Annotated in this window: 23 protein-coding genes and 2 pseudogenes; 6 read left to right on the top strand and 19 right to left on the bottom strand. The window is 39.6% G+C overall.

The annotated features are described in order from the left end of the window. Positions 1-240: 240 nt before the first annotated feature. The 3 genes and pseudogenes from IEV74_RS19100 to IEV74_RS19815 form a co-directional block, all read right to left on the bottom strand. Positions 241-1,413, bottom strand: a complete 1,173-nt coding sequence (locus IEV74_RS19100) for a pyridoxal phosphate-dependent aminotransferase (RefSeq protein ID WP_308419022.1) — start codon at positions 1,411-1,413, stop codon at positions 241-243. A gap of 216 nt (positions 1,414-1,629) precedes the next feature. Then, positions 1,630-1,722: pseudogene (locus IEV74_RS19095) on the bottom strand (RNA-guided endonuclease TnpB family protein); the annotation flags it as partial. Between the two features lie 13 nt (positions 1,723-1,735). Further along, positions 1,736-1,867: pseudogene (locus tag IEV74_RS19815) on the bottom strand (IS200/IS605 family transposase); the annotation flags it as partial. Positions 1,868-2,082: 215 nt separating this feature from the next. Here IEV74_RS19815 and IEV74_RS19090 point away from each other — a divergent pair. Next, on the top strand, positions 2,083-2,919 hold the full coding sequence (locus IEV74_RS19090; protein ID WP_229683259.1) for a carbon-nitrogen family hydrolase: 837 nt from the start codon (positions 2,083-2,085) through the stop codon (positions 2,917-2,919). A gap of 208 nt (positions 2,920-3,127) precedes the next feature. Here the strand turns inward: IEV74_RS19090 and IEV74_RS19085 are convergent, their stop codons facing one another. The 14 genes from IEV74_RS19085 to IEV74_RS19020 all read right to left on the bottom strand — a co-directional run bounded on the left by IEV74_RS19085 (position 3,128) and on the right by IEV74_RS19020 (position 17,081). Next, positions 3,128-3,361 carry a hypothetical protein gene (locus IEV74_RS19085; protein WP_188456940.1) on the bottom strand — a complete coding sequence of 78 codons (234 nt, stop codon included), beginning with the start codon at positions 3,359-3,361 and terminating at the stop codon, positions 3,128-3,130. Between the two features lie 197 nt (positions 3,362-3,558). Next, positions 3,559-3,942, bottom strand: coding sequence for a 5-carboxymethyl-2-hydroxymuconate Delta-isomerase (locus tag IEV74_RS19080; RefSeq protein ID WP_188456939.1), 384 nt, complete (start codon positions 3,940-3,942; stop codon positions 3,559-3,561). 109 nt (positions 3,943-4,051) lie between these two features. Next, positions 4,052-4,828 carry a fumarylacetoacetate hydrolase family protein gene (locus tag IEV74_RS19075; protein WP_188456938.1) on the bottom strand — a complete coding sequence of 259 codons (777 nt, stop codon included), beginning with the start codon at positions 4,826-4,828 and terminating at the stop codon, positions 4,052-4,054. Next, positions 4,803-5,615 carry a fumarylacetoacetate hydrolase family protein gene (locus IEV74_RS19070; RefSeq protein WP_188456937.1) on the bottom strand — a complete coding sequence of 271 codons (813 nt, stop codon included), beginning with the start codon at positions 5,613-5,615 and terminating at the stop codon, positions 4,803-4,805. Before IEV74_RS19070 ends, IEV74_RS19075 begins: the two co-directional genes overlap by 26 nt. An 87-nt stretch (positions 5,616-5,702) precedes the next feature. Beyond that, positions 5,703-6,185 carry a flavin reductase family protein gene (locus tag IEV74_RS19065; protein WP_188456936.1) on the bottom strand — a complete coding sequence of 161 codons (483 nt, stop codon included), beginning with the start codon at positions 6,183-6,185 and terminating at the stop codon, positions 5,703-5,705. Positions 6,186-6,238: 53 nt separating this feature from the next. After that, entirely contained in the window at positions 6,239-7,228 is a 990-nt protein-coding gene (gene hpaD, locus IEV74_RS19060) for a 3,4-dihydroxyphenylacetate 2,3-dioxygenase (protein WP_188456935.1), read from the bottom strand. A gap of 14 nt (positions 7,229-7,242) precedes the next feature. Next, positions 7,243-8,718 carry a 4-hydroxyphenylacetate 3-monooxygenase, oxygenase component gene (hpaB, locus tag IEV74_RS19055; protein WP_188456934.1) on the bottom strand — a complete coding sequence of 492 codons (1,476 nt, stop codon included), beginning with the start codon at positions 8,716-8,718 and terminating at the stop codon, positions 7,243-7,245. A 16-nt stretch (positions 8,719-8,734) separates the two neighbouring features. Beyond that, a complete protein-coding gene (hpaE, locus tag IEV74_RS19050; RefSeq protein WP_188456933.1) occupies positions 8,735-10,255 on the bottom strand; it encodes a 5-carboxymethyl-2-hydroxymuconate semialdehyde dehydrogenase in 1,521 nt (506 codons plus the stop codon). A 37-nt stretch (positions 10,256-10,292) separates the two neighbouring features. Continuing rightward, positions 10,293-11,222 (bottom strand): 2,4-dihydroxyhept-2-ene-1,7-dioic acid aldolase, encoded by a 930-nt coding sequence (hpaI, locus tag IEV74_RS19045; protein ID WP_373284374.1) that lies wholly within the window; start codon positions 11,220-11,222, stop codon positions 10,293-10,295. A 194-nt stretch (positions 11,223-11,416) separates the two neighbouring features. Further along, complete coding sequence (locus IEV74_RS19040; RefSeq protein ID WP_188456932.1) at positions 11,417-12,850, bottom strand: dihydrolipoyl dehydrogenase family protein; 1,434 nt, start codon at positions 12,848-12,850, stop codon at positions 11,417-11,419. Beyond that, a complete protein-coding gene (locus IEV74_RS19035) occupies positions 12,850-14,055 on the bottom strand; it encodes a dihydrolipoamide acetyltransferase family protein (protein WP_188456931.1) in 1,206 nt (401 codons plus the stop codon). The genes IEV74_RS19040 and IEV74_RS19035 overlap by 1 nt, the downstream gene beginning before the upstream one ends. Positions 14,056-14,066: 11 nt before the next feature. Further along, on the bottom strand, positions 14,067-15,083 hold the full coding sequence (locus tag IEV74_RS19030) for an alpha-ketoacid dehydrogenase subunit beta (RefSeq protein WP_373284375.1): 1,017 nt from the start codon (positions 15,081-15,083) through the stop codon (positions 14,067-14,069). An 8-nt stretch (positions 15,084-15,091) separates the two neighbouring features. After that, entirely contained in the window at positions 15,092-16,156 is a 1,065-nt protein-coding gene (gene pdhA / locus IEV74_RS19025) for a pyruvate dehydrogenase (acetyl-transferring) E1 component subunit alpha (RefSeq protein ID WP_188456929.1), read from the bottom strand. A gap of 277 nt (positions 16,157-16,433) precedes the next feature. Beyond that, complete coding sequence (locus tag IEV74_RS19020) at positions 16,434-17,081, bottom strand: GntR family transcriptional regulator (protein WP_188456928.1); 648 nt, start codon at positions 17,079-17,081, stop codon at positions 16,434-16,436. A gap of 314 nt (positions 17,082-17,395) precedes the next feature. Here IEV74_RS19020 and IEV74_RS19015 point away from each other — a divergent pair, with 314 nt between their 5' ends. After that, complete coding sequence (locus IEV74_RS19015) at positions 17,396-18,370, top strand: proline dehydrogenase family protein (RefSeq protein ID WP_188456927.1); 975 nt, start codon at positions 17,396-17,398, stop codon at positions 18,368-18,370. Between the two features lie 82 nt (positions 18,371-18,452). On the opposite strand, the gene IEV74_RS19010 is transcribed toward IEV74_RS19015, so the two are convergent. Beyond that, on the bottom strand, positions 18,453-19,313 hold the full coding sequence (locus IEV74_RS19010; protein WP_188456926.1) for an EamA family transporter: 861 nt from the start codon (positions 19,311-19,313) through the stop codon (positions 18,453-18,455). A gap of 179 nt (positions 19,314-19,492) precedes the next feature. On the opposite strand from IEV74_RS19010, the gene IEV74_RS19005 reads away from it, so the two are divergent. The 4 genes from IEV74_RS19005 (at position 19,493) to metA (ending at position 22,715) form a co-directional block, all read left to right on the top strand. Next, entirely contained in the window at positions 19,493-20,302 is an 810-nt protein-coding gene (locus tag IEV74_RS19005; RefSeq protein ID WP_188456925.1) for a DUF2935 domain-containing protein, read from the top strand. A gap of 129 nt (positions 20,303-20,431) precedes the next feature. Next, a complete protein-coding gene (locus tag IEV74_RS19000) occupies positions 20,432-20,674 on the top strand; it encodes a hypothetical protein (protein ID WP_188456924.1) in 243 nt (80 codons plus the stop codon). Positions 20,675-21,464: 790 nt separating this feature from the next. Continuing rightward, positions 21,465-21,728, top strand: a complete 264-nt coding sequence (locus tag IEV74_RS18995; protein WP_188456923.1) for a YciI family protein — start codon at positions 21,465-21,467, stop codon at positions 21,726-21,728. Positions 21,729-21,806: 78 nt separating this feature from the next. Beyond that, positions 21,807-22,715, top strand: a complete 909-nt coding sequence (gene metA / locus IEV74_RS18990) for a homoserine O-acetyltransferase MetA (protein WP_188456922.1) — start codon at positions 21,807-21,809, stop codon at positions 22,713-22,715. Between the two features lie 45 nt (positions 22,716-22,760). Here metA and IEV74_RS18985 read toward each other — a convergent pair whose 3' ends face one another. Further along, entirely contained in the window at positions 22,761-24,314 is a 1,554-nt protein-coding gene (locus tag IEV74_RS18985) for a Na+/H+ antiporter NhaC family protein (protein ID WP_188456921.1), read from the bottom strand. Between the last annotated feature and the right edge of the window lie 308 nt (positions 24,315-24,622).

The raw sequence follows: 24,622 nt of genomic DNA, 5'->3' as shown, positions 1-24,622 counted from the left end.
CGACGAACACCCAGCGTGAGGAGGCTCATCAGCCGCCCACGGAAAGCGTAGTGTATACGGGCTGCGGGGTCAATGAGCAACGTAAAATGCAAAATTTACGTCGCATTTTACGTCAACTTCGTATTAAAATCCTACTGTTGATAAAGTAACGTTCTAACATTTCTATTCTGTAATCGTTTGTCTTTTGTACCAAATGTTTCGTTATGCTCAAGCCTCCTTGTTATTACTTTCCAATTTTGTCTACCAAATCCCCAATTCACCTATCCTCCGAGCTGCTTCCTCCAGATTTTCCTCCGTATCCAGCAGCCCCGCACGTACGTACCCTTCTCCAGTTGAACCAAATCCATTCCCAGGGGCTACCAGCACATTTGCTTTTTCCAGCAATAGATCTGCAAATTGTTCAGAGGAATAACCATTCGGGACTTTTAGCCAGGCAAAAAAAGTTCCCTTTGGTGCGTCTACCCGCCAGCCAACCTTATGGAGTGCCGTAATGAGGCAATTTCGCCGTTTCTCATATGTAGCTAGCAAATCCAAAACCGGAGACTGGTCACCTGTCAGCGCGTGTGCTGCTGCATGCTGAACAGCGCCAAACAAGCTTACATGAAGATGATCCTGAATAAGGTTTAGGCTTTCAATAACAGAAGGGTTTCCTACTGCAAATGCCACACGCCAGCCGGCCATATTGTATGTTTTCGAAAGGGTGTATATTTCTACACCAATATCCTTTGCACCCGCGGACTGTAAAAAGCTTTGCGGTTTCTTGCCATCAAAACCTAGTGACCCATAGGCGAAATCATGTACAACACAAATATTATGCTGCTTTGCAAGCTCGATTGTTTCATCAAAAAATTGTTTTGATGCTGTTCCTGCCGTTGGATTGTTGGGGTAATTTAAAAACATTAATTTAGCCTTTTTCAGTACATCCATTGGTATTGCATGATAATCCGGCAAAAAGTCATTTTCTTTTAAAAGCGGCATAAATGAAGACTCCGCATTCGCCATCGCAATACCGGACAAATAATCCGGATAACCCGGATCAGGCAATAATGCTGTATCACCTTTGTTTAGTAAACATTGGCTTAACTCAACAAGTCCCGCTTTCGCACCAATCAAAATAGCTACTTCATTATAAGGATCAATTTTAACCCCGTATTCTTTTTGATAAAACGCTGCAACCGCTTCTTTCAAATAATCAAATCCTTGAAACGGCGAATACTTATGATTAATTGGGTTTTCCGCTGCAATCTGTAATTCTTTGACAATATGTTCTGGAGTCGGCAAATCCGGATTTCCCTGTCCAAGATTGATAATGTCATAGCCTTGTTCTATTAAGTCTTGTGCTTTTTTCGCAAGCTTCGCGAAGAACTGCTCAGGCAGCCGCTTCAACATTTCCGATTGTTCAAATTCCCGCACCATATCCACTCCCATATATGTTCATTTATTGTTATTTATCATATCGATGAATGTATTCCATTTGAGACTCCCACGACTAAAGTCGCAAGTCCTAAACCTTACAGTTAAACGGATGAGATTCTTGAATGACTAAACATTCGCAGTCCATTTCTGTTTGGAACAGCCTTCTAGATGAGGGCATCTCATTGCCCCTCCTAAGACAGTGCTTATAGCATCTTAGGCTGATTGACTATTACCATCAATCACAGGTGCATGTCGAATATTCATGGCACCGATTATGTCTCTATGTTTCTCGAATCCGCATTTACACTAGCGATTCACCTATGTCGTGTACCATTTTTTTAAATCTTTGTTCTACATTGGCATCAAGAAATATCTTCCTTCTATAGCAAGGCAAAACAAAGTGATAGTTGATGAATGATACTGTTGTCTTGGTTCTTCTATATTCTTCCATACCTCTATTTTATCAGTTTAAGTTACTGCTGCAATATTTATATAAAAATATAGATAGCGGAATATTCAACTACTTGAAGCACCACAAAACCTTATGATTAAAAGTGGTACTCCTTATTTGACCTCACTATCATCCCGTCCCTAAAGGGAGTGCTATCACACTGTAATGGGCTTTCTCGTTCGGTAAAACTGATAAAGGTTTGATTGCTTTCATCTATGATGTTATTATCTGATAAAGCTTTAAAAAAGGAGCGATTACATTTGAAATATGCCGTCTATCAAACTGAAATTGTCCCAGCAAGTCCAGAAGTAAACCGCAAGAATGTAAGCACTTGGGTTACAGAAATTGTCCAACAGAATAAACCTGATACGATCGTTCTTCCAGAGATGTGGAATACCGGTTACGCCCTAACAGAACTCGACAGTGCCGCTGATCTTAACAGTCAACCAACCAAATCATTTTTACAAGACCTTGCCAAAACATACAGTATCAATATTATCGGTGGTTCGATCAGTAATAAAAAAGGCGGAAAGATTTATAATAGCAGTCTGGTTTTTAATCGCAACGGGGAACTAGTTTACCAATACGATAAAATTCATCTCGTACCAATGCTGGATGAGCACCTCTATCTTGCTGGAGGGCAGAAAAAAGTACAGGTTTTTGAGCTGGACGATGTTAAAATGGGACTCATCATTTGCTATGATCTGCGCTTTCCGGAGCTGGCAAGAATGATAGCATTAGAAGGGGCACAAGTTCTGCATATTGTGGCTGAATGGCCGTCTGCTCGAAAGGATCATTGGAGAGCCCTGCAAATTGCCCGGGCAATAGAAAATCAATTTTTTGTAGTATCAGGCAACACTGTAGGCAGCTGTAATGGAACGGAATACGCTGGGGAATCGATGGTTATCGATCCATGGGGTACAATAGTTGCAGCTGGAAGTTCCAAAAACGCGGAAACAATCACAGCATCTATAGATCTATCAATCGTACCAAAAATCAGAAAAGAGGTTCCCGTTTTTTCTAGCAGGGTGCCAGAAATGTACGATTTTTGATAAGTGCGAAAAAGGAACCTCCACAACGTCAAAGTAGTTCAGTAACGTGGATATGACACGAAAAAACAACAATGAAAATCGCATACTTAAATAACAAATTAATCATCACGAAAGAAGACCGACCTTATTATGTCGGTCTTTAGCACCTAAATATACTGTAATCAGCAACTGGAGCACCTGAATGTTTAAGTACATCTGAAACCGACAGTTATCCAAAATGTTTATGAAACCACCAAAGAACAAGAATCATACTTACTATTCCCCAGGCTGTGGTACTCGCTATCCACCAAATTATAGATTTAGCTTTTGTTGAACTTTCCCCGTCTTCCATATTTGCTTTTATAAAGGCGAGCTTACTTTCCATACCTTTTTTCAAAGAAATGAGAACAACAAATCCGATTATTATGAAACCAATAGTTATCCAGAGTAATAAGTCTACCATTCAATACCGCCCTTTTTGTGAAATACCTTCCATTTTCTTTCTTCAATTATTACCTGTTAGTTTAAGAACTTTAAAAAGTCTTATATCCATTATAACATTCTTCCTCATGAATTCTGAATTGTCTTATTAATTGCAGGGAGTAGATAAATGCTTGTGGAGATTTCGGAACAATCGTTTTAGTTAAGTTTCCATCCACTCTAGCTTTCAAACCGCCTATGAATATTATTTTTTTTATAGGTAGGATTGCTAAATTCATATAATTCCATTGATAAAGCTAAATAGCGTTTTTTAAACATATCCGTAAAATGTTCTTCTATCTTGTTAAAGAGATCGTCGCATAAGGTTTTTTTATCTTCTTCTGATCGCCCTTTACCCATCTTAAGCGTTGCATGTACAAAAGCATCATCAAAAGATCCATCGGCAATAAGGTAATCATTAAGCTCAATTGCCCTAATACGAAGACCGCCGACCGGAACGATTTTATTGTAAGACAAAAACACCTTATTTACTTTTTGAAGTAAGCCATGGATATCAGCCTCGTCCTTTATATTGTCCGTATATTCGATGTAGAAATGCGGCATTTTATCCCCCCTCCAATGACTTGATTATTCAATTTCATCGTGAATAAGATTGCACGGTGAACCCAGGGTATTGCAAGCTTTGACCGTGTTGTTGCGTGAACAAAAGCGGTTAAGTCATGTTAACACGCTTTTCCCTAACAAGCGTTTCTTCACCCGCAATTGTGTTAACAAGTTTGCCAATCCCTTCTATTTCTGTTACAACTTCATCTCCAACCTTTGTATCAACAGATCCCTTTGGAGTGCCGGTTAAAATTAAATCACCACTATTTAAGGTCATGAAGCTGCTTAAATACTCAATTAATTCTGGTATTCCTAAAATCATATCAGCTGTAGTACCTTCCTGTGTTATTTTACCGTTAACATACGTGCGTAATGTCAGGTTCATTGGATCTCTAATGTCTTCAGCATCGACAATCCACGGTCCAAGTGGTGTACATGCGTCACGATTCTTTGCCCGGAGATTGGGGCGGTAATAGTTTTCAATATAATCTCGCATGACATAATCATTTGCAATCGTATATCCGGCTACTAAATCGCAGGCATCTTCCTTCTTCACATTTTTGGCCGTGCCTCCAATGACAACCGCCAGTTCACATTCGTAATGCATGAACGTGACATCACTTGGGCGGAATGTACGGCAGCGATGGCCCGTAAACGTATTTGGTCCTTTCAAAAAAACTAACGGTTCCTTGGGCGTGCTAAATGATAATTCTTTTGCATGGTCTTCATAGTTCAGCCCCAGAGTAAAAACTGTCCGCGGTGCTACTGGTGGCAGCCATGCAACGTCAGTTTCATCCAAAAGCCTTCCATCGTTCAATTTAACGCGTCCACCTTCCTCAACAGCGTGATGAATCGATCCATTATAAACGACTCGTGCATGCCTCATCCAAAACACCTCCCAGCAAATCCTGCTCACGCTTAATCGTATTATGCAGCATTCCAACTCCATCAATCTTTATTTGCACACGATCATTTTCCTTTGCCAATGGAGCCTTTTCCGGAACACCAACCAGCAATGTATCACCAGCATAAAGTGTCATAAATGATGTTACATCGGAGATAAGTTTGCTAACGGATCTGACTAAATTACGTGTATTATTTTCCTGCTTTAATTCACCGTTAATATATAACCTTATATCTAATTCATCAGGGTTTTTCACAGAATCACGCTCAACAACCCAAGGACCAGCTGGACAAAAGCCATCACGTGCGATTTCCTTTACTGCAGGTCGATAGATACTTTCGTGTGGAATGCAGACATCATTTACAACGGTATAGCCGTACACATAGCCCAATGCTTCATCCTCGTCAACTTTTGTTGCTTGTTTTCCTATAACTATGCCCAATGCCGCACCCACCATTAAATTGAAAAAGCCCTCCGGTAAAGGAATCACAGCACCTGAGCTTCTTAATGTGTTTTGTGGTTTAATATACAAAACTGGTGCCTTTGGTGGTTCCATATATGGCTCTTGACGCATAGAAGACTCAAACGCAGCATATGAACCCTGATAGTTCAATAGAGTTCCATAAACTGCCCCTGATATTGGAACATCCAAAGCAAGTTCACCAGTATTATATTGATGCCCATTTATATCGATAGTTTTATTGCCGAAATCTACTAATCCCTGATAATATTGCGGTAAACCTTTGATTTTTAGTTTTACCTTGCTCATTAATACACTCCCCTTGTTTTCTAAGACGCGGATGTATTCAGAAAAACAGACCAGCAGTTTACTGGCCCACGTACATGAATTATTAAATTATGCTTGCTGAACACATTCTGCTGCCTGATAGCTTCTATATTTACCCCCGTAAAACGTTAATGGGTCTCCATCCTTTAAATTAAGTTCAACAACCTTGCCGATAAATAGTGTATGGTCACCAACCTCATACGATCGATCAAGGTCACAAACTATAGACGCTAAAGAGTCCTTTATAACTGGAACGCCATTAATTAAATCAAAATCGACTCTAGATTTTTCTTTTTTCTGTCCCGCAAAATGCATGGAAATATGCTGCTGTTGGTCGGAAAGAATATTGACTGCAAATTTTCCCGAGGTTTTAATTTTTTCCAGCATATAGGCATTATTATCAATAGAAATAGTGATTAGCTTTGGATTCAGGGACACCGACATGAAAGCATTAGCTGTCATTCCGCGAGTTTCCGTACTGGTTTTGGTTGTTATAATCGTCACACCCGTTGCAAACTTTCCCATTGCATTTCGAAAAACGCTATCATCCATACTATCTCTCCTTTCTATTCAGCTTTTGTAAGAATCCGGTAGCTAACTAACACTTACACGATAAAATTCGGCTTTTGCTGATCCAATTTGGCACCACTTACTGCAATAGGTTTATCTGTATCTAAATCAACAAATTGCATTGCCTCGTTGAACCAGCTATCTGGTGCTTCATGTCCCCAAAAAGTTGCTCGCTGCGGGTCATTCAAATCCCAGCGAATCGGTTCAAAATCGGCATCACCTGTAAAATAATCACCAGTGTACAGTTCAACGCGATTCCCATCAGGATCACGCAAATAGAGGAAAAAGGCATTGGATAACCCGTGGCGTCCGGGTCCCCTCTCAATATTGCTTGCATATCCTAACGAAGCCAGAACATCACACGTGTTAATAATACTCATCGGATCCGTCAGCCAAAATCCCACATGATGCAGGCGCGGTCCTTTTCCATTCATAAAAGCTGTATCATGAACAGTTGGCTTACGGTGCAGCCACGCAGCCCAAATGGATTCATCTTTTGTGGTTGTATATTCTGAACATGCATATCCCAGCACATTAATATAAAAATCATATGCCTTTTGTACATCTGGAACCATGCAATTAAAATGATCGATCCGCTGCATTTTGGAACCCCTGTACAAATCATAGCGCTGCAGCATACGTTCAACTGTATCCATACCGCAAAAGAATTCAACCGGGATGCCTGACACATCTTTCACACGGAACGCACGACCTAGTGCATGCTGGCTTCCCTTTTCAAACCACTTCAGCACCATTCCCTTATCTACAAGAGCTGTTGCCAGTTTATCCAAATCTTCTTCCTCAGCTACTTTATAGCTAATCACTTCCACACCTGGCTGATCAGCTTTTTTTAAAACATAGCTATGATGTCCTCTTTCCTCCAACCCCCTTAAATAGATGTGCTTATCATCTGCTTCCGTCTCAATAAATCCTAATCCATTAACATAAAAATCTCTTGCAGCATGTAGGTCTATGACCCTGACAATGGCTCTGGCAGTACGAACAATATTAAAATCCGGACTCAAAGCTCCATCCCCCCTTACGCTTTCACAAGATTCGGTTTAGAGACATTTAACTCATCAAGAAAACTGCGAACTCGTTTTTTATATGGATCTTTATCATAGTTATCAAAATATGCCATTCCCATTTTCACGGGATCACCAAAGAAGTAGTATTCATAATGTGTCTGACGGTTTCCAAAAGCACTCATGGTTAAATCCCAAGCTAGGCGAAAAATCTGAACCCGCTCATATCCTTCTACGTTTTTACCTTGCATTGCTCTGTGAAGAATTGGTCCGATTTCTTCGTGATTAAAATCGGCATACGTCGGTATCCCCATTAGGCCTGATGCTCCAAGAATACGTACGATTTCTGCCATACGTGGATATACACGCGGATACCAGTTTCTTGCTGCATTCAATGCATCAAAATCCGGTGTCATCATCCCCCATTTATCAAGCTTTGCATTGTGCTCTGCCCGATATAGATGCGATTTCATCGTTTCCAATGTCAGCATGATTTCTGTCCCCTTATCCTTAACATGCTGAAAACCATCGATGCCAATCGAATCCATAAGTGTTAACACAACACCTAGCAGGAATTCTGTTTTGGCAACGCCTTTCGCAATTACCTGGTGTGACATATGGACAACAGCATTCGTTTCACCAAATGCTCGGTTGCAAATAGAAGAATTTTCACAAACAAATACCCTATCCCACGGGACAAGTACATTGTCAAAGGCAACAATGGTATCTCCTTCTTCAAAACTTGCGCTTAATGGATGATCATATTTGTTTTTCCCATAATCAAACGATTCTCGTGACAAGTATTTTAACCCCGGTGTATTATTAGGCAGGGCGAATGCAAGTGAGTACGGATCATCAAGTTCTCCGGATTTTTTAACCGTTGATGGAAATACAAGAATTTCATCTGTAATGCCGCCCTGTGTCGCAAGCAGCCTGATTCCATCAACGATAATGCCTTCATCCGTTTTTTCAACCAAATGCAGGGCAACATTTGCATCCTTTTGTTCTGCCTGGATTTTGGCACGGTTAACCTGTGGATGGATCAATGTATGTGTTAAGCTGACGTCATTTTCCCTTGCATACTCGGCATATTTCCTTGCGTTCTCTGCAAACATTGGATCTCCTTCAGCGAAAAACTCACTAGCCTCGCCCATCGCCATCACGTCGGCATTTAAATAATCCGGAGAACGTCCCATCAACCCATTGGTAAAATGCTGCCATTCCATAATAGCTTCACGGCGTCCAATTAAATCATCAATTGTTTTTGGTACCATAAACGTTTTGCCGACCTTATTCCCTGTCGCAGGATTTGTATAAAGCATCTTTTCTGGCTTTTCGTGTTGAATATCATATAGTCTCGCCATTGACTTGATCACATTTTGAAAAGCGGGATGCTCTGTAACGTCATTCACTCGTTCCCCGTGAATGTATACATTATTATTTGCTGCCTTTAAACGCTCCATATATTCTTTTCCTGTTTTTGCTGGCACCTGAATTTCCCCCTTATTAGTCTTTTTTCTTTCCAAACTGCGGAATATGATGGTCTGTCAACGCCACATGGATTACTTGTTTTTCTGTGTAGAAATCGAATGCATAGTGGCCACCTTCCCTGCCAATACCACTTGACTTTGAACCCCCGAATGGAATTCTTAAATCACGGACATTTTGCGAATTAATCCAAAGCATGCCCGAATCAATTGCTTGTGCAACCCGATGACCACGTTGAATATCTTTTGTCCATACATATCCTGCAAGACCATATTCAACATCGTTGGCAAGATCAATCACTTCATCTTCGTCTTTAAATTTCATAACCGTAAGGACAGGGCCAAATACTTCTTCCTGTGCAACCGTTTTGTCATTCGTAATATTTAAAACAATTGTCGGTGCTACAAAATTACCCCGTTTAAACGCCTCAGGTACCTTTCCACTAACAAGCTCTGCCCCTTCTTCCTTGGCTATTTCCAGATAACGTTTAACATTATTAAAATGGGTTGTATGAATAAGTGGTCCGACCTGAGTTTTTTCGTCCAATGGATCGCCGACAATGATATTTCCTACTCGTTCTTTCAGTGCTTCTACAAAAGCATCATATATATTTTCATGTAAAAACAGACGGGAATTTGCTGTGCAGCGTTCACCGTTAAACGAAAAGATTCCCCATGTACATGCATCAAGTGCACGTTCAAAATCGGCATCATCAAAAACGATAATTGGCGATTTCCCCCCTAGCTCCATCGAAACCCGTTTTAATGAATCGGCACCATTCTTTGTGATTTCCGAACCGGTCTTTGTTTCCCCAGTAAATGAAATTAATTTCACGTCCCGGTTTGAAACAAGTGAAGCCCCGGCAGTTTCGCCAAATCCGTGCACAACATTGAAAACACCTTTCGGAAGTCCAGCTTTATCAATAACCTCAGCAAGTTTATTTGCTGTTAACGGAGACCATTCCGCCGGTTTTAAAACAACCGTATTCCCTGTAGCTAAAGCAGGTGCTATTTTCCACGTTTCCAGCATAAACGGTGCATTCCATGGTGTAATTAACCCTGCTACACCGTGTGGTTTGTGAATTGTGTAATTGATAAATTCATCATCTGCCTGATACGCCTCACCAACCATTCTGCTAGCCACCATTTCCGCATAAAATTGGAAGTTTTTCGCAGCACGTGCTACCATTTTTTTCGTTTGACTTATCGGAAGACCTGTGTCATACGATTCAAGTGGAGCTATTTCATCAATATGTTCATCAATCACAGCTGCAATTTTTTTAACGTAATCTAACCGTTCCGCTACTTTCATCTTTCTCCACGTACCTTTGAATGCTGCATTGGCTGAAGCAACTGCTTTATCAATATCTGCCTTGTCGCCTTCAGCAACATGGTTAATTACTTCATTTGTAAATGGATTCAAATTTTCAAATGTTTTTTCTGACTCTGCATCAACAAACTCGCCATTAATATACAACTGAATATCTTTTACATCTAATGTGTTAAGAATATGTTGTTTATCGAGCTGTGTTTGAGACATATGCGCGTTTCACTCCTTTTAAACTAGTTAAAATTGCTTAATTGTTCGCAACGCTATTCTTTAGATCAACATAATCTTTTAAAACATTCTTTATTTCTTCCTGAAGTTCTTTAGATGGTACGTCCATTGGCATCCGCAATGTTGGATTGATTTTTCCCATAATACCTAAAGCAGCTTTTGCTGGTGCAGGGTTTGTATCCTTAAACAGCACATCATTCAGCGGCATTAATTCAAAATGCAAATCCTGTGCCCGTTTTAAATTCCCTTCATTCCATGCATTGTGCAATTCCGCTACCTTAGCTGGGACAACATTTGCTGTTGCACTGATAGATCCAGCCCCGCCAATTGCAAGCATTGGGTAGCACAGCAATTCAATACCAGAATAAAGCAAGAAATCTCTTCCACAATGAAGCAATACACGGTTTACATGTTCGAAATCTTTGTTGGATTCCTTAACCCCAATGATATTCGGGCAATCCTTGCTTAATTTTGCTAACGTTTCCACCTCAAGGTTTACAGCGGTCCGTCCTGGGATGTTATAAACAATAATTGGCAAATCAACCGAATCAGCAACTGTTTTATAATGCTTGTAAAGCGCGCCTTGATTTGGCTTGTTATAATATGGAACAATTACCATCGCAGCATCTGCACCAATCTCATGTGCTTTCATTGTCAAAAACATTGTTTCATCATGATTTGTTGAGCCAGTTCCAGGCAGAAAGGGAACTCTTCCGTCAATCACATTCATAGCAGTTTCCATTACCTGCACACGTTCTTCAATTGTTAATGAACTTGGCTCTCCGCTTGTTCCTGTAACAGATATAGCATGACTTCCGCTTTTGATTTGCCAGTCGATTAAGTGTTCAAGTGTTCCGAAGTCAATGGAACCGCTTTCATTAAAAGGTGTAATAACTGGTGCAATTGATATACCTCGCAGCCGATCCTTTATATGCTCAAAACTTATCATCTGACCCTCTCCTCCTGAATTTTTAGAATTATATTTATTATCTTTATACTATCATCACAGTAAATATATTAATAATATCTATTTTATTGTCCATCTATATAGGCATTTCCTGATCTGCGGAATCATACAGCAAAGCCCAGCCAGTATACCAGACAAAACCATCAGGAAATGGTGAAAATAGTAATTTTGGAGTTCTACTTGGTTATGGGCTTATTCCGTTTTGCAGGTTTCATATGGATAGCGCTATCCGTTAAGCCTTCCACAGCTTCCAGAATCGTTTCATTGTAACTTGGGTGCGGATAAAACGGAAAACGCATATCCTCATCACGTCCAACCATTTCAAGGGCTGTCACACCTGAGCTGATTAATTCAACTGCACCAGCCCCAATTGCATGAAACCCCAATAATAAATTCGTATCTGCATCCATAACAATTTTTGTAACTCCCGATTTGTCATTAGTAATGGTGGCATAGCTGTTTCCGCTATATGAAAATTGGCTTGTTGTAACATTATATCCCAATTTACAAGCCTCATCTTCCGTTAATCCAACTTTCGTAATCGGTGGTATACTGTGAACAACAGTTGGCAAAAATGTGATATCAGCTTCACTATTTATTCCACTAATTATTTCTGCTGCAACTTTTCCCTGTTTGATTGCCTTCAAAGCTGAGGGTGTTCCTTCTGTTACATCACCAACAGCAAAAATGGACCCTATCGATGTTCTCATTTCTTTATCTGTTTTCACAAAACCGTCCACTGTTACATCTATTCCCAGACGGTCTATTCCTAATAAATCAACTGTTGGTTTATAGTTTGTTTCCATATATAAATGGCTTGCTGATAATAAAATGCTATTTTCACTTTTTATTATTTTTATTTCGACACCATCCACGGTACAAGTTATTTCATCAAGATCATACCCGCGGTAAACATTGATTTTCTTCTTTTTTAATATACGATTCAATTCCCGGTTAATCGCCGTATCAAATGGAAAATCTTCTTTATCATTTAAAACAATAGATACTGCTGCACCCATATGATGAAAACTTAAAGCTGCCTCCAACGCTATGTAGTCACTGCCGCAGATAATAAGTTCCTCAGGCAATTTATCCACTTGATAAACTGCATCAGCCAGCAGAATACGATCATCGGCAGGAATGTTTTCTGGCAAAACAGGCATGCTCCCCGTAGCTATAATTGCATGCTGAAACTCATACACATCAAAGCGATGACCATCCTCCACACCAATTCGATTCGCAGCAATAAAATTTGCTTTCCCATGAACAATTTCTATTTGATTTGCTCCGCACAATGCTTTGACCCCTTTTTTTAACTGTGTTATGCATTTTTCTTTATATTTTTTTAACTGATTATAATCAAAATTCGGTTCACCTACAGAAATTCCGAACGATGCGAGGTTTGGAATCTTTGACAGCTGTCCCGCTGTGTTTGTAAAGACTTTTGATGGAATACAGCCTTTATTTAAACACATTCCGCCAAGTTCCGCTTTTTCAATTAATGTTACTTGTATCCCTAATTGTGCAGCCCGGATGGCAGCATTATAGCCGCCAGGTCCCCCGCCGATTATGACTAATTCACGTTGCTCTGCAAATTCCCCTACAACCATTAAACCAACTCCAATAGCAGCTTCTTCGGATTTTCGATCAAGTCGACAAATCTATTTATAAAAGCAATCGATTGTGCTCCATCCGCAACTCGGTGATCAAATGAAAATGATATTGTCATGATTGATCGGACAGCAATTTCATCATTAGCCATCACGACAGGCATCTTTTTCGTTTTATGAAACGTGATAATTCCAGTCTCCGGATGGTTAATGATTGGTGTTGCCGCTATCCCGCCAAGTGGTCCAACATTGTTGACTGTAAATGTTCCGTTTTTTATATTCTCAGGTGATAATTGTCCCTTCTGTGCTTTCTGTGTCAGGGTTATCATTTCAGCGTTTATTGTTCGAAGTGATTTTCGATCGGCGTTGTGAAGCACCGGAACCATTAATCCATCATTAGTATTAGTGGCAATTCCAATATTGTAACTTTTTAAAAGGCGAATTACCTCGTTCTTTTCATCAAGTTGCGCATTAAAGATTTTATGCTCTTTTAATGTTATTACAATTGCTTTTACAAAAAACGCGGCAACAGATATATTTTCGCCCGATTCTTTTAGTTCACTGCGAAATTCTAATACATTCGTTAAATCTGCTTGATCAAAATGTGTTACATGCGGGATTGTACTTAAGGAATGGCTCATTTTCACAGCAATTTGTTTTCGTATCCCTTTAAACGGAATCGTTTCATCCCTAGGAAGCTTATTGCCTCTTATATCCATTTGAGGAGAAACCTCATCATTGGCGGCAACTGCTGGTCCTTCTGCATATCGCCTGACATCTTCATCTGTCACGCGTCCTGCTGGGCCTGTTCCAGTTAGTTGTTCAATATCTATATTAAGTTCTCTGGCAATCTTTCTTGTATATGGTGCCGCTAAAATACGGCTGAACTGTTTAGGTGTTTGAAACATTACTTCACTGTTTTCGTGAGTTTGTGTCTGCAGATTCGTTTCAACTGATGCATGATTTTCCTGACCAGTCTCGATTTCTATTAAAACGGTTCCAACTGTAACAACTTCACCAGTGTTAAAATGGATTGCTTTAATGGTACCAGCTGACGGTGCGGGTATTTCTGCAACCATTTTATCTGTCTGCATTTCGACGAGCGGCTGATCCGCCTCAACTTCATCACCAACCTGAACAAAGTAATGAATAATCTCTCCTTCGTTCATCCCTTCTCCGATATCACTGAATTTAACTTGAACCACTTGTTCACCTCCTAAAAATTCACTACTTTTCGTATTGCCTGCGAAACACGTTCTGGTGTAGGGAGATAATCATTTTCCAGTGCAAACAATGGAACCGGTACGTCAAATCCTGTTACACGTTCCATTGGTGCCCTTAAATAAAGGAATGACGTATTGTTGATGATTGAGATGATCTCACTGCCTACCCCTCCTGTTTCGTGCCCTTCATGTACGATGACAACCCTTCCTGTTTTTTGAACAGATTCAGAAATAATATCTTTGTCTAGCGGATACAATGTTCGCAAATCAATAACATCACATGTAATGCCATGCTGCCTCATTTGTTCAGTCGCTGTCAAAGCAACCGGCATCATTGCACCCCAAGCAAGAACAGTGACATCATCCCCCTGTTCCACAAGTTTCCCCTTACCTAGTTCAACACTATATTTAGCTTCCGGCACATCTTCACGTTTTCCACGATACAATCGCATTGGTTCCAAAAATAATACCGGATCAGGATCTTCAATAGCTGCAATTAGCAATCCTTTCGCATCGTATGCATTTGATGGACAGACCACTTTAATTCCGGGCATATGGGCAAAAAATGCCTCCACACTATCTGAGTGTATTTCCGGTGATCGTACACCAGATCCGTATGGTGCACGGATGACCATCTGCAAATTATAATGACCTAATGTTCGTGTCCTTGTACGGGTTACATGTGTCGCGATTTGTTCGAAGGCAGGGTAAATAAACCCGAGAAATTGGATTTCTACAATTGGCCGGAGCCCATTAAACGCCATGCCTACCGCCGCACCAACAAATCCTGCCTCACTAAGTGGTGTATCCACTACACGATTTTCCCCAAACTTTTCCTGCAGGCCATCCGTAGCACGAAAAACACCACCATTTTTCCCGACGTCTTCACCGAGGATTAGAGTATGTTTATCCTTCCCAAGCATCACATTCAATCCATTATTAATAGCCTGAATAACTGTCAGTGAATTCGTCTTCACAGCTGATCTGCTCTCCGCCAATTCTTTAGACATAACCATCCCTATTTTCTTCCTCCTACCCGCAAGAGATTTTGTCTTTGCTGCTCGATTGTCCATGTTGGTTTTTCAAAAACGTGATCAAACATAATTGCAACATCAGGCTTCTTGTATGATTCCATTGCCTCAATTGCTGTATTTATTTCATCCTTAATAACAGCATTGATTTGCTTTACCCATTCCTCATCCCACATACCATTCATTGTCATAAACCGTTCCAGTCTCAGAATGGGATCCACTTCGTCCCTCATGCGGTTTATTTTTTCCTGATCTCGATATTTTGAAGGATCGTCAGCTGTTGTGTGGGCACCAAATCGGATTGTTACAGCCTCAATCAACGTTGGTCCTTCGCCATTTCGCGCACGTTCCAGCGCTTCTTGAACAGCAATATGGACGGCAAATACATCCATCCCATCAACCCGTACTCCTTGAATTCCGTAAGCTTCTGACTTTTGTACAATCGTTTCCGAATTCATTTGTCTTTCAACTGGAAGTGATATTGCAAAGCCATTGTTTTGATTGAAAAATACTACCGGTGCTTTAAATACGCTGGCAATATTAAGTCCTTCATGGAAATCACCTTCCGAAGTTGCCCCGTCTCCAAAATAGGCTATGGCGGCATTGTTCGTTCCTTTATAAGTCTCAGCCATTGCAGCACCTGCCGCATGCGGTAAATGTGTTGCAATCGGAATAGACGCTGGCAGAATATTCTTCTTTCTCGATGGCAGACATCCCTCCATACGGCCATTCCAATGAAGCAGCATTCTATCTAAGTCAGCCCCAAACGTTAATGATGCCCCGTGATCACGATATGTTGGAAACATCCAATCATCATCTGCCAAGGCAAGGGCACTTCCAACTTGAGACGCCTCCTGACCGGCAAAGGGCACGTAGGTTCCGATCCTCCCCTGTCGTTGCAGTGCTACCCCCTTTTGATCGTACGTCCGAATGCGTGTCATGTGATAATATAATAATTTAGCCTTATCCCCAGTCAGTTTGTCCTCGTACTTTTGATTCGTCAGGTTTCCATCTTTATCAATAATTTGAAACAGCGGATATCTTACCTTCATGTATTCCCCACCCCTCTAATATTGAAAATATTCCTATCAAAAACACCTTCCCTTCATCATAAACACCATCCCTTATCACTATAATGAATCCGCTTACATTATTATTCGACACATAACTCGATCGATTTCCATGATGCATAAATACAAAATATTTCAATTCATTTTGCATATTACAATATTTATTATTTTTAGTCAACGGTTAACTGTTAACTATATTTATTGTCAAAAAAATCTTAATCCGTTATATGATTGGATTAAGATTTTAACTAATTTGTTCTTAACTATTAATATGCTGCAAAACACCATCTAATCCTTTTTTTATATGGACCTTCATTATTTTCACTGCTTCCGCCCCGTTTCTTTCAAGTAAAAGCCTATAAATACGTTCATGCTCCTCGACAAAGGAAGGATAAAATTCACCATTTACCATACTATTGCGCATATAATGGATCTTTGTTCGAATGACCTCCAGCAACTCTATTAATTGCTTATTTTTTGATGCATTTATAATAATGTCATGAAATTGCTGATCAAGCTTGCCTAATTCAATTCCCGAATTATGATCTGATGCAATTGCCGTTTCCGTTAAATTATTCGACAGTTGTTCCATTTCCTCATGAGAGATGTTGGTAATTGCTAGAGAAATAGCCAATGTTTCCAGGCTTTCGCGGCACTGGAAAATCTCTACCACGTCTTGAACTGCCGGCTGGTAAACACGAACAAAACCATCATTATATGTAAGCAATCCATCCTGACTCAGCATTCGGAACGCTTCCCTCACTGGTCCCCTGCTGATTCCTAATTGATCGGCCATCTTGGCTTCAATCATTCGTTCTGACGGTTGATAATTCCCTTCTAAAATTCCCTTTTTAATTATATTGTATGCCTGTAAATGGAGTGATTCAGGTTTTATAATGCGGTTCATAATTTCCTCCTGCTATAAATAGAAAGTATTTTCTGATAGATTGTTAACTATTATAGCAAAAAGGACCTATTGAAGTACAACAACCTGTTAAAAATTGTGCAAAAAAGAACCTATTAGAAAATTCCCCTTTCCATGGCTGGTCTCTCAATCTATCGGCTTACTGGCTTTTATAATCATGTCGTAAAACGAATTGTTCACAACCTTATAACTATAAACATTTGAACGAAAACAAAATCAGTTCAAATGAGAAAATTTCACTAAAAATTTGTCGACATATGATATAATTTAAAGAAAAAAGCAATGAGGGATAAAATATGTTGAAAGACTTCTTTATTGGCATGTCACAAAATGAACTTTTAAATAAAATGGCTCAAAAATATGGTTTTAAGCTCGGCGCACAATCTGTCGTTGCTGGGACCAATGTAAAAGAAATGATTGAGAGCGTCAAAGAACTTAACACCCATGGAATTTCCTGTACGATTGATAATCTTGGAGAATTTGTTTCCGATAGAGAGGAAGCTTTAGAGGCAAAAAAACAGATTATTAATGTGATTGAAGCAATAAATGAAAATAATGTTGATGCCCACATTTCCTTAAAAGCAACTCAGCTTGGATTGGACATTGATTATGGCTTCTGCTTAGACAACCTAAAAGAAATTGTTGCACGTGCAAATGAATATAATATTTTCATAAATTTTGATATGGAGGATTATAGTCACCTGCACCCATCCTTTGATCTGATTGATGAACTGTCAAGAGAATACAGTAATATTGGTACAGTTATCCAATCATATTTCTACGAGTCCTGGGAAAACATCAAAAAGTATAAAAACTATCGTTTGCGACTAGTTAAAGGTGCATACAAGGAACCGGAAACGCTTGCATATCAGGATAAACGAGATATTGATCGTAACCTGATCAAATTAATCGAATATCATTTATTAAATGGAAAGTTTACATCAATTGCAACGCACGATCATCACATCATCAACCATGTTAAAAGGTTCATAAACGAAAATAACATTCCGAAAGAAAAATTCGAATTCCAAATGCTGTACGGTTTTAGAAAAGATCTTCAGCTTGAATTAGCAAAAGAAGGCTATAACTTCTGTACCTATGTACCATTTGGCGATGATTGGTATGGTTACTTTATGCGCCGTCTTGCAGAACGGCCACAAAACCTGAATCTAATGATCAAGCAAGTATTTAACAAAAAAACCAATACAATGATTGGAATTGGCGCTGGAGCATTTTTACTTGGCAGACTTAGCAAACGAAAAAATAAATAACCATAAATTCCAAGGTTGACAAATTGTTGATCTTGGATTTTTTTATGGAACAGAGATTGATTCCTCCGTTCCATTTCTCCTATCAGGAAAGTGTCACAATAATAATCCCGGCAATCATTGTTCCCGCTGCAATGATCCGGCGCGTTCCAAATCCTTCCGCAAGCAATTTAGTTCCTATAATAGTCCCAATTAGAATGCTTACCTCCCGTACAGGTGCAACATAGCTTACTGGCGTAAATGTCATAGCGGACAGCACTAGTATGTACGCGAGCGGATTGAGTATCCCCACCCCAATTGCCTTATTTCGGTGGTTTATCCAGTCATCTTTAACAGCATCCCAATTTCGTAATACTTTTGGAGTAAGAAATAAAAGCTGTCCCAGAAACGTTCCATAATTTAATAGTAACGGTGGTATTAGCAAAACCCCAACCGCTGCTTTATCAAAAAGTGTGTATGAAGAGATAATGACACCAATTATAATTCCATAAACAAGCGGCAGCAATGTACTTGTATTCCTGATAGCCTGAATGCCCCCCGAAATCGTAAATACACTGCCGATAATAAGTAAAATCCCAATAACTCCAGTAATAGACAGGCTTTCATCAAAAATATAAACTGCTAGAATAGCAACAATCATTGGTCCAGTGCCCCTTGCGACTGGATAAACCAAAGAAAAGTCACCAATTTTGTAGCCCTTTTGCAATGTCAGCGAATACATCAGGTGTATTATGGCGCTTCCTGCAATGAACCAAACTTCAACCCAGCCTATATGAACACTTGAGAAAATGAACATTCCAATGACAAAAGGTGCATATATAATTGTACTTACGGCTAAATAGAGCCATACGAAAGGATATCCGCCTAAAGATCGCTTGGCGAGGTAATTCCAGGTTGCATGCATAAAGGCAGACAAAATAATAAGCGAAAGTGCTAATAATGACATGGAAATGTCCTTTCTATGTTAAATAATTAGTTATTATTGTACACAAACACAACCTTTTATCACATTATAACAGTTTATGATATACGCGGGAAAATGAGCCTCCCCTTTTTTCTCATTCATTAAACAAGCCACCTAAAGAATAAGTATATGAATGGAAATGACATAAAGGAGATGCTTATATGGCTGATTATGTAAATAGTGCTGCATTTGAACATCAGTTTTGGCTGCAGGTTTTAGGGGATCATTCAAGATTCATTCGTGATTCGCTTTATCCATCAGAAACGAAGGACATAGAAACTGCTAAGTACTTTGTACATCAATATGACCAGCTTTTAAACCAGGCTAGGTCAATCAACGATACCAATGCCATATCAATTGCGGAAACTGCTTCTGATGTAACGAAACACCTGAAGGATTTTAAGTTATCCATTATCAAGCGTCAATTGACCAGTAATTTCGGCATTCACCTCTCTTCAACCTTTGTAAATCACATGGTTAACGAATTGGAAGAATATCAGCACGTATTAAATTATCTTCTGGAAGGCGAAGTCCCTCCAATATTTCATGAATTGCATCATCATCTTTTATGGCTGATGGATGCCTCGGGTCACGCTGGAGCGATAAATGATCGGATGGCTGGTGTCGAAAAAAGATTAAAAGAAAAAAGCAGCAACTTCACGAAGCATTTTAATCATTTTTATTTAAAAGCAGTAGATTTAACTGGTTACTTACGCGCAAATATCGAATCATTTCCCGCATTAAACAGATTTAATAATGACGTTGAGGTTGAAATGAACTTATTTAGAACTTTTTTAGGTGAATTAGAAGAAATGGAACTTAGTGATCAGGTTTTAGGAACGTTTTCTGCCCTAATGGCCGATCATATGGCACGGGAGGAATGCTATTACCTAATTAAACTTGCGGAATCAACTAATACTGCACCACCAAATTGTGACCCTGGTAAGCCAAGAGTCAAAGACCCGTCCTGAATAAACTATTTTTCTAAACAAAAAGCAGGAACACCCCCATTAAGCTGACACTAAATACGAAAATTTTAATAGTTCAAAATAACTATGTAAATAAAACTGAATGCATATATCAATGAGGTGCGGCCATCCATGCTAAAATTAAACGAAAGTGAAATGAAGTTTATCCGAACAATAATAGAGGAGAACAACTCTATTATTGAATTAGACAATAAGCACTATTATTTGTCTGCCATTGAAATACATGAATCACCTATAAAGAAAAACGATCCTGAAACGAATGAGAGGCTTGAGAAGAAAAAGCTTAACCTCCTAAATGACGGAAAGTTTTCCATCGATGAAGTGGTTGAAATGATCGATCAAGGTGTGTTATAGAAAAGCATTGTCTTTCTAAAGGCATAGTCAGATGTCGGATTGAGGGAAATCGGTGATAAACTTTTCGTTTTTACTATAATTTAAAGAAAAAGGGGCTGGGACATAACTAAATTGTTTAAACCAAAGCTCAACATTTCACCATACTAGAGAAGGAAATACACGGAGACTCCTGCGGGATGAAAAGCCTGGGTGAGGCTACGTAGAGCGATAGCTCGGAGTAGGCTCAGGGCAGCCCGCGGAAAGCGTAGTGTATTTCCGTAGCGGTATGTATGCACCAACTATGTTCGGATGCTATTTGGTTAAAACACTTTTGTCCCAGGCTCTTTTTCTTTGTAGCGCTATTTAGTTAGCGACATTTTCTGGATTAACCAATTAGGAAGTGTTCATGCTTTTACGCCTAAACATTCTTAGAAATAAAGCCTTTTCTATATTCAGCAAGGAACAACTGCTTTCAGAATAGTAGTAGATTCAGGTCAACTTGTGCCTTTCATCATTTCTTCAAACTTCTTCAATTTTTCATCCTTTGATTTAGCTGAACGTAAAGGGGCTTTCCCAAAATTAACATCTGTATTCATTCCGATTTGAACCCCCTTCGGATCCTTAATGACACCCTCCCTTATTCCGTCTTGGATTTGGCGAAGCTCCGGATCCAGTGTTTACGTCTTCTCTTGGCATGACTATCAACTCCTTTCCTTAGATTGGGATCCATTTTAAAAAATATGCATGTGATGGAAGCTTATACAGCGAAATATAGTATACTAAATTGGAATACATATTGGAGGGGAGCATTATGTCAAATTATTATGCCGTATTTTTACCAATGCTTGATCAGGAAAAAAGCATGCACTATCGCCCTGATCATTTAAGCTTTCTACAAAAACAAACAGAAGCAGGAAGGATTTTTGCAAAAGGGCGATTTACAGATGGTGCAGGGGGATTGGTTATCTATATCGGAGAAACTAAAAATGAAATTGAACAAATTGTAAAACAGGACCCCTATATTTCACAGGGCGCAAGAGGCTATGAAATCCATGAATGGGAAATGGTGAAATAAACAGCCTGTGAATCAATTGACGTTTCTCATCATGTGATAAAATGCAATAGATAAGAAATTTCAAAGGAGAGATGTCTGTTGCCAATTAATATACCTAAACAATTACCTGCAGTAGAAGCATTAAAACAGGAAAATATATTCGTCATGGATGAGGACCGGGCAAGGACCCAGGATATCCGTCCATTAAATATCGTTATTTTAAATTTAATGCCTGAAAAAGAAAAAACAGAGTTGCAGCTTTTGAGATTGTTAGGAAACACACCGTTACAGGTCAACATTACGTTCCTGAAAATGACTACACATACATCCAAGAATGTGAGCAAATCACATCTGGACACATTTTATACAATCTTTGAAAATATAAAAAATCGGCGTTTCGATGGGATGATTATCACAGGGGCACCTATTGAACATTTAGCATTTGAAGAGGTTAATTATTGGCAGGAAATGACAGAAATAATGGAGTGGTCAAAACAGCATGTAACATCTGTCCTGCATATTTGCTGGGGTGCTCAGGCTGCATTGTATTATCATTACGGAATTACAAAGCAGGAACTTCCGGAGAAATGCTTTGGCGTCTATGAACACCGTATAACAGATCCAACGATAAAACTTTTCCGTGGTTTTGACGATGTGTTCCGTGCACCACATTCGCGACACACAGGGGTATCCATAGAGGAAATTCAAAAAAATCCAGAGATATCATTACTTTCAGATTCAGATGATGCTGGAGCATTTATTATCCTGTCCAACGATAAGAAGCATATTATGATTACCGGCCATTTAGAATATGATGCCATAACACTTGCCGAGGAATACCAGCGTGATCTTGACAAAGGATTGAACATCGAAATGCCGAGAAATTACTTTCCGAATAACGATAAAAAGGAACAACCGCCAAACTCATGGCGATCCCATACACACTTACTCTTCACCAATTGGCTAAATTATTATGTCTATCAGCAAACCCCATTTGAATGGGATTAACAGAACAGGAGTTCAATGGGACAAAGGGTCTGACCCCCTGTCCCGCTATGCTGATATTTTATATTTCTCTGGTATTGGTTTTCCCCAAATCTTGTTTAATAAGTATGCTAGACCAAATACTGCTACAGCACCGACTGCAAGAGCTATAATTGCAGAACCGGTAATACCTGCAATTAGAAATGAAACCAATCCACATGCTCCGGCTAAGATCGCATATGGAATCTGCGTATTAACATGATCGATATGATCACTTGAAGAACCTGCAGAAGATAGAATTGTTGTATCAGAAATTGGTGAACAATGGTCCCCAAAAATGCCTCCGCTAAATACTGCAGCAATTGTCATTGCCATCGAGATATCCATCGAAGCTGCTACTGGAATTGCGATCGGCATCATAATCGCAAACGTACCATATGAAGTACCTGTTGTGAATGCAATGATTGCACCAATAATAAACAGCATTACTGGAATAAAGGCTGGTGCAGCACTTGCTTCGGCTGCTTTCACAACGAATGCAGCAGTTCCAAGTTCAGATGTTACACTTCCAATAGACCATGCCAAAGCCAATATAATATAGACAAGCGTCATACTCTTAATACCATTTACAATCATGTCCATCGCTTCCTTAAACTTAAACAGCTTTTGCTGCATGCCCATCGCAAGACCAACAACCGCAGCGGAAAATGCAGCGATTAGAATGGACATTCCGCCATCAGATTCGCCAATTGCTGTAATTAAATCATTTTCGGGAAAGCCGCCTGTCCATAAGAACAATGGTGGAATTAAGCCAAGCAGCACAACTAATGGTACAATCATATTTCTTATTTTTGGTGTATGGCTTTCATCCAATTCCACATCTGTCATCGAATCGTCAGACGGCGGCTGTCCACCATCCCGTATCACTTTTCCAGTTGTTCTCGCCCGGTATTCCGCTTCTGCCATTGGTCCAAAATCCCATTTTTTAAATACAATAATTCCAACTAGCAGGATCGCTAAAATCGCATAAAAGTTGAATGGGATTGTCGATAAATACGTCACATATTCCGATTTTTCAATCCCCAATTTTCCAAACTCTACTCCAATCAGCCCCATGACAAAAACTACCCAGGTAGACACTGGTCCAAGCAAACACATTGGAGCAGAAGTTGAATCCACGATATATGCTAATTTTTCACGTGATACACGCATTTTATCTGTAACCGAACGCATAACACTTCCAACAGTTAAAGCATTAAAATAGTCTTCAAAGAAAATGATGATACCAAACAGCATCGTTGACCCTTGGGCACCTTTGTCCGTTTTTACTCTTTTAGATATTGCATGGGCAATCGCATGGGCACCGCCTGTCTTTTGCAAAACAGAAATAAGCACTCCAAAAATTCCACAGTAGATTAACACGGTTGCACTCCAGGGATCTCCAACGTTTGGTAAAATGAATTCACTGAAACTTGCATAAAGTCCCATCAGTGGATTCCAACCGTGTACCATTGTCGCCCCAAGCCAAACACCCGCGAATAGTGCCGGGATAACATTTCGGGTTACAATTGCAAGCACAATTGCAAGCACTGGAGGCAATAAAGAAAGTATTCCAAAATCCATAAGGTTTAACTCCCTTCCTATTTGGTTTATTATGATAGGTATCGTTTCCCTTTAACTGCTTCATTTAATAAAAGCTAAAGCAAGTATGCGAAACGCAACTATCATAATATAATGAATTTTCATTAGAGTATATTTCTGCATTCATTAATGTATGTCCTGCTTTAATGACATAACACTTTGATAACAAATGATCAGACGGGACAAGGGGTCAGACCCTCTGTCCCGGGACAGAGGGTCTGACCCACTAGCGTTGCATAACTGTAAATAAATATTATATATGTAAAAATTTTGCATTACCATTTTACCTT

This window comes from Virgibacillus oceani (assembly GCF_014638995.1).
In the GTDB taxonomy this organism is placed as follows: domain Bacteria; phylum Bacillota; class Bacilli; order Bacillales; family Amphibacillaceae; genus Virgibacillus_E; species Virgibacillus_E oceani.
This window is presented reverse-complemented; position numbering and strand designations above follow the sequence as displayed.